Source organism: Psychrobacillus sp. NPDC096389 (genome assembly GCF_044762855.1).
In the GTDB taxonomy this organism is placed as follows: Bacteria; Bacillota; Bacilli; order Bacillales_A; family Planococcaceae; genus Psychrobacillus.
The window spans coordinates 591,752-609,296 of record NZ_JBIWFB010000001.1 but is presented as its reverse complement, the minus strand read 5'-3'; the positions used below and the strand labels follow the sequence as shown (position 1 = coordinate 609,296).

Here is a 17,545-nt window from a genome sequence, read left to right as displayed (position 1 = left end):
CTAAAAAATGTTTAGAAAAAAATATAACAATACCTACTTAAGAATAGGGAATTCAAATATTAAGTACAATGTGAATATTGTTAAATCCAAGTAAACTATCATTTACATGCCTTTACAAAAACTAACAACCCAAAACAAAAAAGAAGTGTTACAAAATTGTTGCGGGTGCCAGGCACCTGTAACAATTTTGTAACACTCTTCCTTCTCTCAAAAATATTCCACAAACACACCATACCCAAAATACACTGTTAAAAGCGACAAAGCAGCAAATACTACATCCTCTACCGCTCCTCCCGTACGAGTTGTTATAGGAAAACGCACGGTTACTTTAAGCGGGTAAAGTAATTTGATGCCATTTTTCGTCGCCATATCCAATACATAATGGCTCGCCATCCCTACTAAAATTCCTTTTATAATGGATTCATTTGCCACGAATGAATTCAAAAGAATTCCAACGAGAAATAAAAACAATAAACTATGTGTAAAAGTACGATGCCCAAAAATAGCGCTAATAATTTTGGATAGTAAAGGTAATTTCTTCCCTATTTTACTTCCACTGTGGCATATATCTGGAATCAAGGCACCAACGACACCTGCTCCAACTAAAAGGATAGCATCATAATTCGAAGTTTGTGCAAAAGCAAGACTTGCTGTTATACCGCCAATGATGTGAGTCTTTCCTGTCATGCTTTTTAATTCTCCTTTTTGTTATAAGCTAAATTACTATTTTACACTAATTTACCAAATGACTAAATAGTCTAGTAGTAATGTTACAGGTGCCAGGCACTAGTAACAAATTCGTAACACAATCGTAATAATCTCTCTTTTCATTATGGGATGTTTGGCAGTTATTTAAAATGGGTATCATATTAACAATACATTTAGGGAGTGAGGAAGATGTCGAATAAAACTAGATGTGCCTTGTTAATTGGAGGAATTGCCGCATTAGCATATGCGTACTACACTAAATTAGAAAATAGAGAACAAGCAATGACAACTTTAAAAAATACAAAAACAAAATTATCTTCTTATGCCGATACAAGAAAGCATAAGCCTACTCAAATGACGAAAGCCGGTTTTTCAGATCCAAAAGACCCCGATGATAATCGCATGGTGGAAGAAGGGGCCATGACAAGCGTTCAATATTATAACGAAAAAGTGCAAGAACCAGATTCTAAAACGGAAGCAAAAAATGCCTTTCCTAAATCCCAGCAAAAGAAGCTTCCAAAATCGGAAGAATCTTTACCGGAAGCGAATAATCAATCACCAGCAAAACAACAGAATACTAATCATAATGCCTAAAACAAAAAAGCGGCTGAAGTATAAAAACTTCGGTCGCTTTTCTAGTCAATCTTACTTTTGTAATAACGCTAACTTCGCTTTAGATGGAGTTTCATAGCGAATGGCTGCGCTCTTTTGGACGAAGCCACTGCCCCCTAAACCATAAAGCCCATTCTGTTGCCCTTTATAGCTGTAGACGCGGTACTCTTCACCCTTTTTCAACGTTCGAATAGTTGATAAAGAGCCATCATTTTCGATTTTCATCAAATAAGTATCTTGGAGAATCGTTACTTTCCCGATTTGTCCAAGTTTAAGCTCCGTTTTTCCCCACATTACTTTCGGAATATCAATTTGTACCTGGCCAGGCATTGTGTATTGCTGAAAAAATTGATCGGCTAACACTTGATATCCAGCTTCATTCGGATGAATATCTTTTGGATTTTCCAAAAACGAGGTACCATTTACATCAAAAGTTGATGCGATTTCGACAAAATGAACACCCTCGCTTTTTGCAATTTCCATCATTCTAATATTTACGAAGTTAAAAGCAAGTTTCATTTGTTGTTTGACCCCATCATCCGCTATATGAGGTAAAGGAAAATAATAACCAAACAAATAAATATCCGCTTCAGAATTGAGTGCCTTTATCTGTTGAATGGCAGCAGTTAAATTACCAGCCACTTTATTCAACAATGCTGTCGCTTTCGCAAGATCTAAATTCACACTTTCATCGACCGGATTGTACATTTCATCTATAAAATCGTTAGCTCCACTAATAATCGTAACAAGCTCCGCTTCCTTTACAGTTTGTTGCACTTCAGCACGCTTTAAAGTTTCCAATAAACCAACACTAGTTTCACCCGTCATAGCAAAATCTTTATTAAAAGATGCTAATATGTCTTTTTTGGCAAGTTCTTCACTAATAATATCTGTAAAGCCTCTTCCAATCTTCTCGCCATACGGTGTATGCCCAGCTGCCAATGAATCCCCTAACGCCACATAATCAATCTTCCCACTTTTCGCATACGCAGCAGGAGTCCACACACTAAAAATAGTAAGTATTGCAATAAAAACAAATGATAAAATTCTCTTCATAATATTACCCCCTTCATCCAGCCTATTTTATGCGTAAGTATCCGTATGAATTACGTAAATAAACTGTGTTTTCTTTCAATACTAATTATCCCTATTAAGAGATACAACTTTATTTTAAAATAGAATGATGTAAGCTTTTGGTTTATAGGGTATATCGTTGCTTAGGTTGCTCCTTCAAGTTTCTCCACTCACTAATCCTTATTCATTTCATTAGTTGCTGTAATCTCAATTCCATTCAATGCCTGTGTAGCCAAACGATCCGCTTCCGCATTCGCTTTTCTTGGCACCAATTCGTATTCTGGCTGAATGCCCAGCTCTTTCATCTTCCCGTCAATACGGTCTGCCCAATTAAATAAATCCTTTTCAATCACTGGCCATTCTTCACTCAAATGGTTAATTACGACTTGTGAATCGCCAATGAACCGAACTGGGAGATGATGGACCCCTAACATTTCAAGCTCTTGCAAACTAAGATGGAATGCTGCATATTCCGCTTCATTATTGGACACAAGGTTATTAGCGAATGAGTTCTTCCGCAATCTGTATGACTTTCCGCTTTGCTCATAATAAATAACACAACCTAAACCAGAACTACTAGTCGCCCGGTCAAAACCACCGTCAAAATAAACGGTCACATTATGAGGCTCTGTTTCGATTCCCTTTAAATAACTTCTCAATTCTTTTATCGTCCATGAGCTATCATATCGATCCATAAATATTAAATTTTTCGCACGACCTGTTTTCTCCAAATCTTCCCCAATGAGTAAAGCCTGTGCTGCTGACATTTCATCGGAACGAAAAACAGTTTCCACTCCTTTCGGGGTTCTATAAATCCATTCGATTAAAACATTCATCTAAGATCACTCCAATCTTTTATATCTATGTACTTATAGAATACCCTATGCTGTACATTTTTTTACACAAGAGCAAGAAAAAAGCGCAATCCATATAGGACTACGCTTTCCTCATATCAGGCATTAAAACTCACCGATAACTTTCAATGCTTTTAACGCTAGCAAAAAATCGAATTGTTTTTGAGAGTCTTTTAAATCATCTTGAAGTATTTCACGAATTTTATTTATACGATAACGCAGTCCACTAATGGATAATTTTAATTTCGTTGAGGTTTGTTCTAGATTTCCACCATTTATCAAAAACTCATACAATGTTAGCATATATTCTTTTTGTTGTTCTGTCTGACCATAGATTGATCCTAGTTCTATCTCTGCTATTTTTTTAATAGCGGTTTCTTCTTGAGTATGAACTAAAATGCCCAATATACCTAACTCTCTAAAATATTTCGTAGGTTGATGATTAGCTGTAAATCTAGCCGCCGTCATTGCTTCTTTCATTAGACTATTTACATTTTGCAAATCATTATCTGTTGAACTGACACCAACATGGCATTGAATTTTTGGGTGATTTTGTTTGATTCGCATACAAAATTCGATGGGTCCATTTTTCAGAGATGCATGATCTCCATCTTCTGGTATAAAGCATAATATACCATTAGCACGTTGAACTAACAGTACCTCATAATCCTTTTCTTGAAAAAATTGAATAACTTCTTCGTAAACGCTCGTGAAAATGGACAAATTCTCCTCTTTGATATAGCTATTATATTTTAACGATATTAAAGCTATATGATATTTACCACTTACATCGATATTCAGCAACTGAAGTTCACGATAAATTTGTTCCTTCGATTCAAATTCATCTGCCAATATTTTCTCAAACAGGATACCTTTTGTTCTAGCATTGGCTTCCAGTATATTTTTATTATTTAAATAGACCATTGCACAGATTGATGTTAATCTACCTAAAATCATTCGATCGATATCATTAGATTTCGGATTATCAGAATCGTAAATAAAAGAACAATAGCCTAAAATCTGATTTTGCAAATAGATAGGTGATACAAGACGACAATGATTGTCCAACTCCAAAAACTCAGTCTTTTTAATAGCCCATTCTTTTAATTTTCTATGAAACGAGGCTTGAAGTTGCTTTGCATCTACTAAGTTAATATTTTCATAATCTGTAATATGGCATTTATAATTTTCAATAATAATTGGTAGCGGGATATACTTTTTTAATATATCTAAAATATTGGATACACGATTTGAACGAATCAATTCATCTGTAAGAGCATTTTGAATATTGATTACCATTTGAAGTTGGTTTCGTTCTTTTTCAAGTTCTTCATAGGCCTGAGATTTTTCAACAACGATTTCCTTCTCAAAATCAGCATTCTCCATAACAGTTCGTTGCTTCCACGTAGAAAAAGACTCCTTTGGCAAAAGGAGCTTGTGATGATTGAGAGCTGTATATTCCTGATTTTCTGAGTTAGACCTAATATCAAAATTAGTTGATAACCATTGTTTCATATTGTTCCCTCCACTCGTCAGTTCAAGGCAATACAAATATTTTTAGCTTCTGAGAAAAACTCTAGGCTATGCTGGCCCCCTTCTCTTCCGATACCACTCTTTTTAAATCCTCCAAACGGGGCACGCAAATCACGAACGAACCAGCAGTTGACCCAAATTGTACCTGCACGAACACCATGAGCAATTCGATGGGCACGCTTTAAATTCTCCGTCCAAATAACACCGTTCAATCCGTATTCCGTATCATTCGCAATAGCTAAAGCTTCCTCTTCCGTGTCAAAAGGAATAATGGTTACAATCGGACCGAAAATTTCTTCTTGGCAAATTCTTGCTGTATGATTTTCATGATAATAAACAGTAGGTTCCAAGTAATAGCCGCTCTCTAAATGAGGTGCAAGTACTGGAATACCGCCCCCAGTAATTAGTGTTGCCCCTTCTTCCTTAGCAATCTCAAAATAGCCTTTCACTTTCTTAAAATGTTCTTCACTTACAAGTGGTCCCATTTTAGTTGTCGAATCTTGTGGATCACCAACGACCAGAGATTCGGCAGCGTTTTTGAACTTCTCTATAAAAGTATCTAAAATCGTTCGTTGCACCAAAATGCGTGACCCAGCCAAACAAACTTGCCCAGAGTTCAAGAACGCAGCTTGGATGGATACAGGAATTGCTTTATCTAAATCTGCATCTTCAAAAATAATATTGGCAGCTTTACCGCCTAATTCAAAGGAGAACTTTTTCAACGTATTAGCACCATTGCGCATAATAGCCTTTCCGGTAACAGTCGAGCCTGTAAACGAAATGAGATCGACATCTTTGTTTTCTGTTATTGCCGTCCCTACCACACTTCCCTTACCGTGTATAATATTGACAACTCCATCGGGAATTCCCGCCTCTTTTGCAATTTCTCCAAGTAAGGAAACGGATAACGGCGTCATTTCTGCTGGTTTAATAACCGCTGTATTCCCCGCAGCCAAACATGGACCCAGTTTCCAAGTAGTCAGCATAAATGGTGCATTCCAAGGAGTGATCAATCCTGCGACACCTACTGGTTCATAACGGGTATAATTAAGAAAAGCCTCTTCCATTGGATAAACTTCTCCACCTTGTTTCTCCATAAAGTCAGCAAAAAATTTTAAATTGTGTGCAGCACGCGGAATTTCACCCGTAAATGCATGACTATACGGTTTTCCAACATCAAGCGCTTCCAAACGAGCAATCTCTTCTTTACGCTCTAGAATAATTTCAGCCATACGACGAATTTTATCGCAACGATCGGCAAGAGTCATCGTTCTCCATGAACCATGATCAAATGCATTTCTTGCAGCTTCACTAACTTTATTTACATCTTCCTCTGTAGCTTCTGAAACAACAGCAATCACTTCTTGCGTTGCTGGATTTTTCACTTCAAATGTTTGTTCATCAGAAGAATTTTCATATTTTCCGTTAATAAAATGAAGTACTCTTCTAACCTTTACTTCTACAGATGTCATACAGATTCCTCTTTTCTCTTTGAAATGGATTGACCAGCAATTCCCCAATGTGTAGTCGGAACTTCCGTAATTAATACACGAATAGTTTCTTTTGGAGCACCTATTACAGCCGATACTGTTTCGGTCACTTCATATATTAGCTTTTCTTTCTTTTCAGGTTCTCTTCCTTCAGCGATTGTAATTTGAATGAATGGCATAATATATCTTCACTCCCCTAATCTAAAATTAGTGTTTATCGTTCCAAGTCCATCAAATGTAGCGGAGAAATGATCCCCTGGTGAAATATGCATTGCTTGTGTAATAGCCCCGCTTAAAACAACTTGCCCTTTTCGTATGAATTGGTTTCTTTTGGCGATTTTATTTGCCATCCACGCAATAGCTGCAGCAGGATTCCCCAAGACAGCTGCCAATGTACTCGTTGCAACAACTTCACCGTTTTGTCTAAAAACAATTCCTGTCAACTGTAGATCTACTTTCTCTGGTGATATAAATTGATTGCCTAAGATATAACGAGATGAAGAGGAATTGTCTGCTATAGCATCATGCAGCGTAAATTTAAAGGCTTCAAAACGGCTATCGATTATTTCAAAAGCTGGTATGACGTAATCTGTAGCGTCCATAATTTGCGCTGGAGTGATATAGCTTCCTTGTACATCTTTCTTAAAAACAAAGGCAAGTTCAGGCTCTAACTTCGCATGAATAAAAGGCGTCAGGGAGTGCGATTCACCTTCATTTAAACTCATATTTTTTAGTAACACACCATAGGAAGGTTCATGGACACCCATCATTTGTTGCTTCGCTTTACTTGTCAATCCTAGTTTCCATCCTGAAATGGTCGTGTTTTCTTCTTCACACTTTTTCAGAACGAGCTTTTCTTGAATATCATAAGCTTTATCTTCATCCATTCCCGGAAACTCATTTGCGAATTGCGGAAGCGTCTTTACACCTTTTTCTGCTTCAAATAAATCCTGTACAACGCTTTCCAATGTGATTGTTTCCATCAACTTTCCCTCCTATTATTAAAAGTCGCTGAAACGGTACCAAGATGAGCAAATTCTGCTGTAAAAGTATCACCGTCTTGAATTTCTAAAGCGGCTGTAAAAGCACCAGATAAGACAATCTCTCCCGCTAAAAGCTTTACATCATAGGTAGATAAAGCATTCGCAAGCCATGCAATTGCGTGAATTGGATTTCCTAGCACTGCCGCTCCAGTTGCTGACTCCACATATTCTCCGTTTTTTAGCACATTCATTCCTAAACTAGTTAAATCTAAGCCTTCTAATTTAGTTGGTCTACTTCCCATCACAACTAAGGCAGAAGACCCGTTGTCTGATACAGTATCTTCAAATTTAATCTTCCAGTCTTCGATTCGACTATCAATAATTTCAATCGCCGGAACGATGTAATCGGTTGCTTCTATGACATCTAGAGGTGTAACATTTGGTCCAATCAAATCTTTCTTTAAGACGAATGCAATCTCACATTCTACTTTAGGTTGCAATAGATTTTGAAGAGGAACTTTGTCGCCGTCCATAAACATCATTGTGTCAAACAAATGACCGTAGTCTGGTTGCTGCACTCCGAACATCGATTGAATGGCTTTACTTGTTGCACCGATTTTTTTTCCAACTATGCGTGCTCCGCGTTCTATTTTCTTCTCCACATATTGCAATTGAATATGATACGCATCTGATAATGATAGCTCTGGATATCGCTCGGTTAATGGAACAATAGGAGATTTTGAATACTCTGCTTCAATTAATTCGTTCGCTAGTTGAGAAACTAATACCATATGATCATCCCTTTCTATGTAGGTAAAAGCCGCTAATGGACTTTTCACTAACGGCATTCCTTGTTTTATTTCACCAATTGTTTTTGTGCCAATTCCATCGCCACGTCCAAAATCCAGTCTTCCTGACCAGCCACTGCATGCCGGCGACCTAACTCTTCCATAATAGAAACAGGACTAATATCAAATTTTACAGCTGCTTCTCTCACATGCAGCAAAAAGCTGTTATAAACACCTGCGTAACCAGCTGCTAAATTATCCCGATCAATAACTAATGGGTATTGGAAAACCGGAGCAATGATTTCTTCGGCCGCATCCATTAATATTGTCAAATCAATTCCCGTGTCAATTTTCATCTTGTTAAGCACTGCAACCAACACTTCCGTCGGTGCATTTCCAGCTCCAGCACCTAATCCACGCAATGTTCCGTCAATTTGATTGGCACCTGCTTCTAAAGCTGCCACCGTATTACCAATAGCTAGTCCTAGATTATTATGCGCATGGAATCCTACATTGATAGATAATGATTCTTTGAGCTTTGCAACACGATCTCTTACACCGTCCGGCACAAGTGCACCAGCCGAATCGACAACATAGACGCAGTCCGCCCCAAAACTCTCCATGAGTTTTGCCTGATTAGCTAACACCGATGCTGGTTGCGTATGGCTCATCATCAAAAATCCTACTGTTTCTAATCCTCTTTTTTTAGCCTGTTCAAAGTACTGTTGCGTGACATCTGCCTCTGTACAATGGACAGCGATACGTAGTACATCAATTCCAATATCCGAAGCATTGTTTATTTCAGGGATTGTTCCAATTCCCGGTACAAAAAGTGAGGCTATTTTAGATTGTTTTTTATTTGCAACAGCACTTTCAATTAATTTCCATTCGTCATGCTTAGAAAACCCTTGTTGAATCGTTGAACCACCAAGGCCTGACCCATGACTTACTTCAATAATTGGCATCTTAGCAGCAGCCAATTTACTTACTACTTCCCCTACAAAAGAAGGGGAAAAAGAGTGACTGACTGCATGAGAACCATCTCGAAGTGTTGTATCTGTCAATATCGGCTTGTTCATACAATAACCCCTTTCTTTTGCAATAAATGTGCAGCAAATTGCTCTCCAACTCGGCATGCAGCTGCTGTCATAATATCTAAATTACCAGCGTAAGTAGGGAAAAAGTCTCCCGCTCCTTCTACTTCATTGAGGATAATAACAGTTGGCAAATCACCCCAAGGCGTGTGACGGATATCGATATAAGGTCTTCGCTTTAACCGGTAACCTGGTACATATTTTTGCACTTCTTTCACAATCTGTTCAATCGATTGAACGACCGCTTCTTCATCCGCCGTTTCTTCTAATACGGCATATACCGTGTTGTTCATCATAATTGGGGGTTCAGCTGAGTTTATAACAGGAATAGCACGTGCATTTTTGGCACCACCAATGCCCTGACAAGCATTCGCTGTCGTAATTGTAAACTCATCTAGGTTTTGTCTTGTCCCTGGTCCAACAGAAACGCTCGATATCGTTGCGATAATTTCACTATATTTAACAGCTGCTACTCGGTTAACCGCATGCACTAGCGGAGTTGTTGCTTGACCACTGCAGGAAATCATATTCACATTCACTTGTTCTAAATGTTCTTCTAGATTAATAGCCGGTACTACATATGGTCCAACTGCAGCAGGTGTCAAATCGATTCCAATTATATTCGCTTCTTTTAAAAGAGGTGCATGCGCAAGATGTGCTTTTGCACTTGTCGCATCAAATACAATGCGTATGTCTTTTTCCTTCAAAATCCCGTCTATACCTTCAGCGGTAATCGGGATTTGAAGTTCCTTTGCACGTTTTAAACCTTCGGAATCAGGGTCGATTCCAGCCATTAAAGCAAGTTCCATCGCCCCTTCTGTTTTTAATATTTTATACATTAAATCTGTTCCGATATTCCCGGAACCTAGAATAGCAACTTTAATCTTCTCCATTTGGGACCCTCCTCTTATTCAGCGACAGCTTCTAAAGGAACTGGTGCTGTAACCGGTGTTCCATAGTTCCAAAACGAATCTGGGAATACAGCACCAATCCATGTGTCTCCGCTTCCAGGCACATCTTTCATCTGCCAAGTAATCGGCTTCCAAGCTGGATCTAATATAAGATATCCCGCATCTCCAAAAAGTTCTACACGGTTTCCGCTTGGTTCATATGCATACATACAAAATGCTTGGCTTACCCCATGTTTGTTTGGCGGTATTTCGATATAATGACCATGATCCTTTAAAAGGTCCGCTACATCATATAGATTTTGAGGGATTCCGTACCAATAGCAAACGTGGTGAAGTTTTCCTTTAACACCTGTCGGTTCCTGCATAAATGCTATTTCATGCACTAAATTAGATACGCTATTCCATGTACCAATTACATGATCATTATCAACGATTTGCTCACGCAGCTTGAATCCTAATACATCGATTAAAAAGTTTGTATCTGCTGCCGGATTGGAAGACATCAAATTGATATGATCTAAGCGGCGAACCGGAACCCCATGAAGCGGTCTTTTTTGACTTCTTGAAAGTAGTTTGGATTGAGCTTCAACTGGACAGTCAAAATAGTCCACTTCCCAAAGGATCTCCATATTGTGACCGTCCGGTGTTGTGAATTGATACGCTGGACCATGCCCGTGCTGATCATTCGACCAACCAATACCCAATCCACTTGCTTCTAATGCTTTCACACGGCGTTCAAGTGCTTGTGGTGAAGTTGCTCGCCACGCTACATGTCCCAACCCCGGCTCTTCGGATTCTGTTATAATTAGCGAGTATTTATAATTATCCTCGTAAGCTCTTAAATAAGTTTGATTATTAATAGTTTCCACTATTTGCATCCCTAACATATCTGTAAAAAAAGCAATAGTCTCTTTAGGTGTATTTGACAACATTTCTACGTGTGCAATTTGAGCTACGTCAAAAATTGGTTCTTTGTGTAATTGTGTCATTTATAATTCCTCCAGTTTCGTTTTATAATTTGTTATATTGCCTATTTAAAGCAATATTTGTTTAAACTATACGACTAAATGTAAGCGCTATCAACGACATGGAGTGTTGATAAAACCTTTAAACACTATCAACCAGTGTCAGAAAATACAGAATACTAATATGTTGATTCTATAAACGCCCTTGCGTTAGATGTAATTCTAGTAAACTCTGATTAGTATCTAGTTTTTTTAGGATTGCTTCTTTTCATTTTTTGAATATGAGCGCCATGCATTTGTAAACGGTTCCAAAACCTCCCCCAATTTGTTGTTATTTAGTATATACTGATGATAATCAAGAGAACTTATAGATTCAATCTACTGTCCCTCTAGAAGAGACTCAAATTAAAATATTCTAAAAATTTAATTCGAGGTGATCCTAGTGAGTACAAGTAATGACTATATGCTTAGCTCCGTCAAAAATGCTTTAAGAATATTACAGGCATTTAAAATGGATAAACCACAAAAAGGAGTGCGCGAACTTGCTGCTGAGCTTGGAATTGGTAAGAGTAGTGTGCAACGGATTTTAGCTACGCTTGCTTCTGAAGGGTTCGTTACCAAAGATATAGAAACAAATAAGTATCAATTAGGCGTGTCGGTTATGGAGTTAAATTCGATTGTTCTAAGTCATCATGACTTGCATCAAGAAGCTTTACCTATTATTAAAAACCTAGTGGAACGATGTAACGAAACTTCGCATCTAGTCGTTTTTAGCAATCAGGAAATTGTTTATTTGTCTAAGGAAGAAGGGAAAAATTCAACTCCTATAGAAACGCATCCTGGACGACATAACTATCCGCATTGTACAAGCTCTGGCAAGATATTACTTGCACATGGGGATCCCTCTATCGTAGAGAGCATGATACAGGCAGGTTTAACCAAAGTGTCAGCTAATACGATTACCGATCCAATTACCCTTCAAAATGAATTGGCTGCAATTCGTAAAAACGGTTACGCTAAGAGTTTCGGTGAATATACAATTAGTGTGAATTCTGTAGCAGCACCAGTTCGTGATTACACCGGAAAAGTAGTGGCGGCTATAAATCTAGTTGGTCCTAGTAGTCGGATGTCTAAACAACGCATGCAACATTTTGCTACTGAATTAATACAGGCTGGGAGAATCATATCTGAGAAACTTGGGTATAGTTATTGATAAAAAAGATAAAGCAGCCAACTAATATCTTTGGCTGCTTTTGAAGTGATTTCCTTATTTAATTTGTCTGAAAGTCAGGATAACCATCATTTGCATCATTTTAAAGCAATACATATATTTTTTGCTTCTGTGAAAAATGCAAGGCTGTGGTGACCACCTTCACGTCCAACCCCGCTCTTTTTAAATCCTCCAAATGGTGCGCGGAGATCGCGTACAAACCAACAATTCACCCAAACTGTACCTGCCCTACACTGATACTTTTTTTACAAGCCAAAATGAATTACATCGGTTTGTCAAAATGGACTTTGAATTGTAAAGTGACTGTCACCTTAATGATGGGACACATTGCTGATTCAAAGTAGCATATTGACCATTTGCAAATAATAATGGTTCGCCATCTTTTACATATAATTGTTCCGGTTTTCCAAGGAAAATGGTGTGATCACCAGCCACTATTTCTTGTTCAACACAACAGACAATCTGTACTAAAGCATCTTTAATTAATGGAAAGCCATTGGTGAGATCAAATTGGAACGATTCATCGCTTGGTATTTGCCCCGCAAATCGCTTGGAAATTTCCAGTTGATCTTTTTCTAAAATACTAATTCCAAATCGGTTACTTTGCTGTATCAACTTCAGTGTTTGTGCACGTTCACCGATAGAAATCGCTACTAAAGTCGGTTTCAATGAAATAGACATAAAGCCATTAGCAGTCATTCCATGATAAACACCTTCTACATCTGTTGAGATCACGGTTACTCCAGTGGCAAACTTGCCCATGGCATTACGGAATTCTCGACTATCCATTCCTATTCCTCCTTAAGTAAGTGCAATTTTTTCTTTCCATGTTTCATTTGTCCAACCGTTTAAATCATAATCGGCTAAAGCTTGATCTACAAAACCTTTAAATATATCTGCATTACCACTGCCAATAGAATGGTACATGGCTTCCAATCGAATGTTCTCGTGATTTCCAGCATAATTAACTTCATATAACTCATGGCGACCGCCAAATTCGGATCCAATAGAATCCCATACCATTTTCAGAAGTTTAACCCGCTCTTCCGCCGTCACACCAGTTCCCTTATAGTATTGATCTAAATACGGTCGAATTTCTGGATTTAAGAAATCATTGGCACTAGATGGTAATTGGATCAGACCGCCAGCAACAACTTGTTCAAAAATATTCTTTATACGCACCCAAACATTTGGTGCAAGTACACGATATGCATTAGCTGCCTCTCCATTAGGTACAAGCACACCATTACGACCTACATCCGGGTTTGTAGCCATGGCTGTAGACAAACTCCAAATCATATTGCGAAGCGCAACCACTTCTCCAATATTCGCTTGAACTCCACGGAATTGATGAGTCCCTGATGATTCCGTAGCTTTCATCAATAGCCCAGTCATAAAATCGAGTTTCACACCTAGACGAGCACATCCATGAAAGCTAAAGCGATTAACAAAATGCGTTTCTGCAACGAAACCATTCGAAATTTCTACGTTTTGGTAAGCAAGAACGTTTTCCCAAGGAATGAATACATTGTCCAAAATAATTACTGCATCATTCTCATCAAACCGACTAGATAGTGGATAATCAAATGGTGAGCCGTTTGACTTCGCTTGCAGTTCGTATGACTGTCGACTGATCATTTTTACACCAGGTGCGTTCATCGGAACGAGGAATATTAATGCATGACTTTGATCCCCATTTCCTAAATCTTTTGGACCGTAATTGGCAACAAAATTGTAATTTGTTAATGCAGCAGCTGTACCTACCATTTTGGCACCGCTTACAATAATCCCATCATCTCTCTCCTTAATCGCTCTTACAAATACATCTTTGTTTTCATGCAAAGCTTTTGAACGATCCATTTGCGGATTAATAACTGTATGATTAACAAACGGCAACTCTTTCGAAGCCTTTTGATACCATGCTTTTGCATTATCTTCGAACCCTACATAATAATCGGAATATCCTTCGAGATGTCCAAGAAATGAAGCTTTATAATCGGGAGTTCTTCCCATAAATCCAAAGTTCATTTTAGACCATTCTACGATAGCATCACGTGCACCTACTAAATCATCGACTGAACGAGGGGTTTTAAAAAACTTGTGTGTGCGATCTCCATACTCGTTTATCGTTGTAAGCACATTCTGTTTTTCTGGATCATGCAAAGCATCATACATACGTGCATAGGATTGAGCTGAATTACGATAAGCTGGATGCTTTGTAACATCTTCAATTCTTTCTCCATTAAGATAGACGACTCGACCATCATTTAAGCTTTCTAGATAAGACTGACCAGTAAGCATGAAAACCTCTCCATTTCATATTGGGATAATGTAGGCCATACATTTGTTAAAACTATACGACTTTACGTAAGCGCTAACAACGACACGAAATGTTGATAAATTAAAAATATACTATCACAAGTTGATAGAATTAACTGAATATTAATTTCACAAAAACTCTCTTTATACTTCTCTATATGTGACAGTTACTATTGTTTTTCCGGCAACTTTAAAAAAATGATTCTGATGAGATTTCCTATAAAAGAAAAAAGCGCAATCCTAATTGGACTACGCTTTCTCCTTTCCCCTTAACGGGGTTACACTCGGAAAATTCACTATTGTTGCTTCGTTAAACCGTTACTGACTATTTTCACAGTCATCTCGTCAAACTTTCAGTTGCACTTTCACAAAAAACTTTTCTTTCACTTGCAGGTAATACTCTTTGAATCGAAACCTAAATATATCGGTTCCCGACGAGAGTGCCTTTCGCCAGTAAAGCAAATTTTCCGCCAAGGCTGTGCAATTCATCCTTTGGAATTCCTTGTAAACGCATCGTTTACCAGTCCCTTCCTACGGTAGTTCCGCCTTGTACTGTATATATACCCCGCTAAAAATTAGTTAAACGTCTTTATTAAAAAATCTTTTTTTCTTCCATACGACACAAAGATTAAGGAAAATATCCATTTATGCATATCCTACAGATTATTTTTCACAAAAATAGTATATTAGAAATGCAAATGATATTCAATATAGGTTTTATTAAGTGATTTGTATTCCTTTTAAATACTTATTTGTTCCCACTTTTAAGTATTTAGGGGAATACAAAATCTTAATACTAGATTTGGAGAAATAAATTATCCTTCTGTAGAATTATATTAATAATCGCAAAGTAACTAGTCCAAGTACTGTTTCTTATTTTGTTTGATTGCACGGATATAAAATGGTTGTTCTAAAAATTCAAAGAAAAACAAAGCTTGTTTATATACTTCCTTGATTTCTTCAAGTGGCGCAACTATTTTCTCTAAACATTGGCCTTTATAATATAAAAATTGGCCCAACAAGAAGATATAAGATGTTTCTTTTGATTTTTGTATCCCTTGATTAGCAGTTTCTAGTGCAGCATCGAAGTCTTGAATATCGTACAATACTTTACATTTATTAAATAAAACAGTAATGAGTGTTTCATAGACTTTGTGATTAGTATAGTTTTTATGCATATGTTCTTTTAAAATTTTATTATAGTAATAAAGACTTTTTAAGCTTTCTCCGGTTTCTGAATATATATTTGCAATCGTATTGTAGATTTTTATATTTAAAAAGCGGAATTGGATAGTCGTTTGGTTTGAAAAGTTTAAGATATTCTTAAGTTTAGTTATGCAATCTTCTGGAGTAATCATTTTTAATTTGAACAGAGACGTATGTAAAATATGTTCTAAGTATAAGTTCAACCATATATTATCCGTATGCATATTATTTTTTTTTATAATGGAAATAACTTTTTTATAGTGATGTTCTTTTAAGTGTGATTCAATTTCTTTTATTAAACGTTCACTTTCAAGAACGTTTTTATGAAATAACATTTCTATAAAATATTCAACCGGGACTTGTAGCTTTAATGCGATTTTTAATAAGGTATCTATTGCCGGATATACTTCTCCTGCTTCAATTCTACTAATTGTCGATTGTGTACAAATATTTTTTGCGAGCTCATTTTGAGACATACCAAGTTCAGCTCTAAGTTTACTAATTTCTTTACCTAAGTATTTCATTTCCAAAGAGTATCACCTCATCTTATAAAAAAAGGACGGTAAAAACATGAAGAAATTATCTATTGTTTTATTAATTGTATTAGCTGTAGCATTATATCCAAATGTAAGTAAAGAAAGTGCAAAAATTATTGATAAACCAATCACCACTTTAGATTTACCCCATATTTACTAAATCTAGCGAAATCCAATAAAATTATTATTCTATTAATTTTATTGGATTTTTCAAATATTACAATACAAAAATTTTCCATATCCCTCTCCTAAAACCCTTCTTCACCTTTATTTCGATTTGGGAGAGCTCTAAAATCTATCATATACAAGGAGATAAAACATGCAACTCAAAGCAAATACTGATGAGTCTCATCCTCTATATTTACAAGGTCAACAATTATTTGCATCATCAGTGAATGACCAAACAAAGTCACATTCACTAGAGTTGGACCTTGGATATGCGATAGAGCGAAACCAATTGGAATTGTATTATCAGCCTAAAGTTTATGCAAAAACGAAGCAAATTATTGGTGCAGAAGCGCTGATTAGATGGAATCATCCTGTCCTTGGCATGATTTCCCCGAGCGAATTTACCCCATTAGCGGAAAAAATGGGTCTAATAATAGATATTGGAAAATGGGTTATCAAAACAGCTTGTATGCAAAATAAAGCATGGCAAGTTGCAAACCTTCCACTAATTCCTATTTCGATTAATTTATCAGCAACACATTTTTTAGAAAAAGACCTAATCACTGACATCGTACAAACATTGAAAGTAACGAGTTTAGAAGCCCAATACTTAGAAATAGAAATAACTGAAACTTCCCTTTTGGAAGGCGAAGATATCGTTTTCTCCATTTTAGATGAATTAAGAAAGTTGGGCATTAAAATTGCTCTAGATGATTTCGGAACAGGCTATTCTTCCCTTTCCTATTTAAATCGATTTAAAGGAAAAATAGATATGCTTAAAATTGATCGTTCTTTTATTGATAATTTAAGCAGTTCGCATGAAGATGATGCCAATTTTATCGTCAACATGATTATTCAGTTATCTCATCAGCTGAAGATGAGTGTGGTCGCAGAAGGCGTGGAGACAAATGAACAGCTAGAAGTGTTACAGAAGTACAATTGCAACACGATTCAAGGTTACTTGTTCTCTAAACCTTTGCCAGCAGGTGAATTTACTCAACTTCTAAAAAAGTCCCAGTGTGAGAAACAAGTCTGACTTGTTTCTCACACTGGGATATTTTTTTATCCTATTT

18 protein-coding genes and 1 pseudogene are annotated in these 17,545 nt (G+C 37.0%); 4 read left to right on the top strand and 15 right to left on the bottom strand.

All coding sequences use genetic code 11. The annotated features are described in order from the left end of the window. Positions 1-207 precede the first annotated feature (207 nt). Entirely contained in the window at positions 208-687 is a 480-nt protein-coding gene (locus ACIQ38_RS02895; RefSeq protein ID WP_402817694.1) for a metal-dependent hydrolase, read from the bottom strand. Positions 688-897: 210 nt separating this feature from the next. Between ACIQ38_RS02895 and ACIQ38_RS02890 the strand changes: the two genes are divergently transcribed. Beyond that, a complete protein-coding gene (locus ACIQ38_RS02890) occupies positions 898-1,302 on the top strand; it encodes a hypothetical protein (protein ID WP_402817691.1) in 405 nt (134 codons plus the stop codon). 51 nt (positions 1,303-1,353) lie between these two features. Here ACIQ38_RS02890 and ACIQ38_RS02885 read toward each other — a convergent pair whose 3' ends face one another. The 10 genes from ACIQ38_RS02885 to ACIQ38_RS02840 form a co-directional block, all read right to left on the bottom strand. After that, positions 1,354-2,376 carry an SGNH/GDSL hydrolase family protein gene (locus ACIQ38_RS02885; RefSeq protein ID WP_402817688.1) on the bottom strand — a complete coding sequence of 341 codons (1,023 nt, stop codon included), beginning with the start codon at positions 2,374-2,376 and terminating at the stop codon, positions 1,354-1,356. Positions 2,377-2,567: 191 nt separating this feature from the next. Further along, positions 2,568-3,230 (bottom strand): ribonuclease H family protein, encoded by a 663-nt coding sequence (locus tag ACIQ38_RS02880; RefSeq protein ID WP_402817686.1) that lies wholly within the window; start codon positions 3,228-3,230, stop codon positions 2,568-2,570. 123 nt (positions 3,231-3,353) lie between these two features. After that, a complete protein-coding gene (locus ACIQ38_RS02875; RefSeq protein WP_402817683.1) occupies positions 3,354-4,763 on the bottom strand; it encodes a PucR family transcriptional regulator in 1,410 nt (469 codons plus the stop codon). Positions 4,764-4,780: 17 nt separating this feature from the next. After that, positions 4,781-6,253, bottom strand: a complete 1,473-nt coding sequence (locus ACIQ38_RS02870) for an aldehyde dehydrogenase (RefSeq protein ID WP_402817680.1) — start codon at positions 6,251-6,253, stop codon at positions 4,781-4,783. Then, entirely contained in the window at positions 6,250-6,450 is a 201-nt protein-coding gene (locus ACIQ38_RS02865; protein WP_402817677.1) for a 4-oxalocrotonate tautomerase, read from the bottom strand. The genes ACIQ38_RS02870 and ACIQ38_RS02865 overlap by 4 nt, the downstream gene beginning before the upstream one ends. A gap of 9 nt (positions 6,451-6,459) precedes the next feature. Beyond that, positions 6,460-7,254 carry a 2-keto-4-pentenoate hydratase gene (locus tag ACIQ38_RS02860; RefSeq protein ID WP_402817674.1) on the bottom strand — a complete coding sequence of 265 codons (795 nt, stop codon included), beginning with the start codon at positions 7,252-7,254 and terminating at the stop codon, positions 6,460-6,462. Further along, positions 7,254-8,045, bottom strand: a complete 792-nt coding sequence (locus ACIQ38_RS02855) for a 2-keto-4-pentenoate hydratase (RefSeq protein ID WP_402819579.1) — start codon at positions 8,043-8,045, stop codon at positions 7,254-7,256. Before ACIQ38_RS02855 ends, ACIQ38_RS02860 begins: the two co-directional genes overlap by 1 nt. A 65-nt stretch (positions 8,046-8,110) precedes the next feature. After that, positions 8,111-9,121 (bottom strand): 4-hydroxy-2-oxovalerate aldolase, encoded by a 1,011-nt coding sequence (gene dmpG, locus ACIQ38_RS02850; protein WP_402817671.1) that lies wholly within the window; start codon positions 9,119-9,121, stop codon positions 8,111-8,113. Then, positions 9,118-10,029: an acetaldehyde dehydrogenase (acetylating) gene (locus ACIQ38_RS02845; protein WP_402817668.1), complete on the bottom strand. Its 912-nt coding sequence runs from the start codon at positions 10,027-10,029 to the stop codon at positions 9,118-9,120. The genes dmpG and ACIQ38_RS02845 overlap by 4 nt, the downstream gene beginning before the upstream one ends. Positions 10,030-10,043: 14 nt before the next feature. Beyond that, positions 10,044-11,036: a catechol 2,3-dioxygenase gene (locus tag ACIQ38_RS02840; RefSeq protein WP_402817665.1), complete on the bottom strand. Its 993-nt coding sequence runs from the start codon at positions 11,034-11,036 to the stop codon at positions 10,044-10,046. Between the two features lie 418 nt (positions 11,037-11,454). Here ACIQ38_RS02840 and ACIQ38_RS02835 point away from each other — a divergent pair, with 418 nt between their 5' ends. Next, entirely contained in the window at positions 11,455-12,225 is a 771-nt protein-coding gene (locus ACIQ38_RS02835; RefSeq protein WP_402817662.1) for an IclR family transcriptional regulator, read from the top strand. Between the two features lie 95 nt (positions 12,226-12,320). Here ACIQ38_RS02835 and ACIQ38_RS02830 read toward each other — a convergent pair. The 4 genes and pseudogenes from ACIQ38_RS02830 to ACIQ38_RS02815 all read right to left on the bottom strand — a co-directional run. Then, positions 12,321-12,482: pseudogene (locus tag ACIQ38_RS02830) on the bottom strand (aldehyde dehydrogenase family protein); the annotation flags it as partial. Positions 12,483-12,549: 67 nt separating this feature from the next. Next, positions 12,550-13,032 (bottom strand): flavin reductase family protein, encoded by a 483-nt coding sequence (locus tag ACIQ38_RS02825; RefSeq protein ID WP_402817659.1) that lies wholly within the window; start codon positions 13,030-13,032, stop codon positions 12,550-12,552. Between the two features lie 12 nt (positions 13,033-13,044). Beyond that, a complete protein-coding gene (locus tag ACIQ38_RS02820; protein ID WP_402817656.1) occupies positions 13,045-14,544 on the bottom strand; it encodes a 4-hydroxyphenylacetate 3-hydroxylase family protein in 1,500 nt (499 codons plus the stop codon). Between the two features lie 872 nt (positions 14,545-15,416). After that, a complete protein-coding gene (locus ACIQ38_RS02815) occupies positions 15,417-16,292 on the bottom strand; it encodes a helix-turn-helix domain-containing protein (protein ID WP_402819576.1) in 876 nt (291 codons plus the stop codon). A 46-nt stretch (positions 16,293-16,338) separates the two neighbouring features. On the opposite strand from ACIQ38_RS02815, the gene ACIQ38_RS02810 reads away from it, so the two are divergent. After that, complete coding sequence (locus tag ACIQ38_RS02810) at positions 16,339-16,464, top strand: hypothetical protein (RefSeq protein WP_402817653.1); 126 nt, start codon at positions 16,339-16,341, stop codon at positions 16,462-16,464. Positions 16,465-16,623: 159 nt separating this feature from the next. Then, positions 16,624-17,508 (top strand): putative bifunctional diguanylate cyclase/phosphodiesterase, encoded by an 885-nt coding sequence (locus ACIQ38_RS02805; protein WP_402817650.1) that lies wholly within the window; start codon positions 16,624-16,626, stop codon positions 17,506-17,508. The last annotated feature ends 37 nt before the right edge of the window (positions 17,509-17,545 follow it).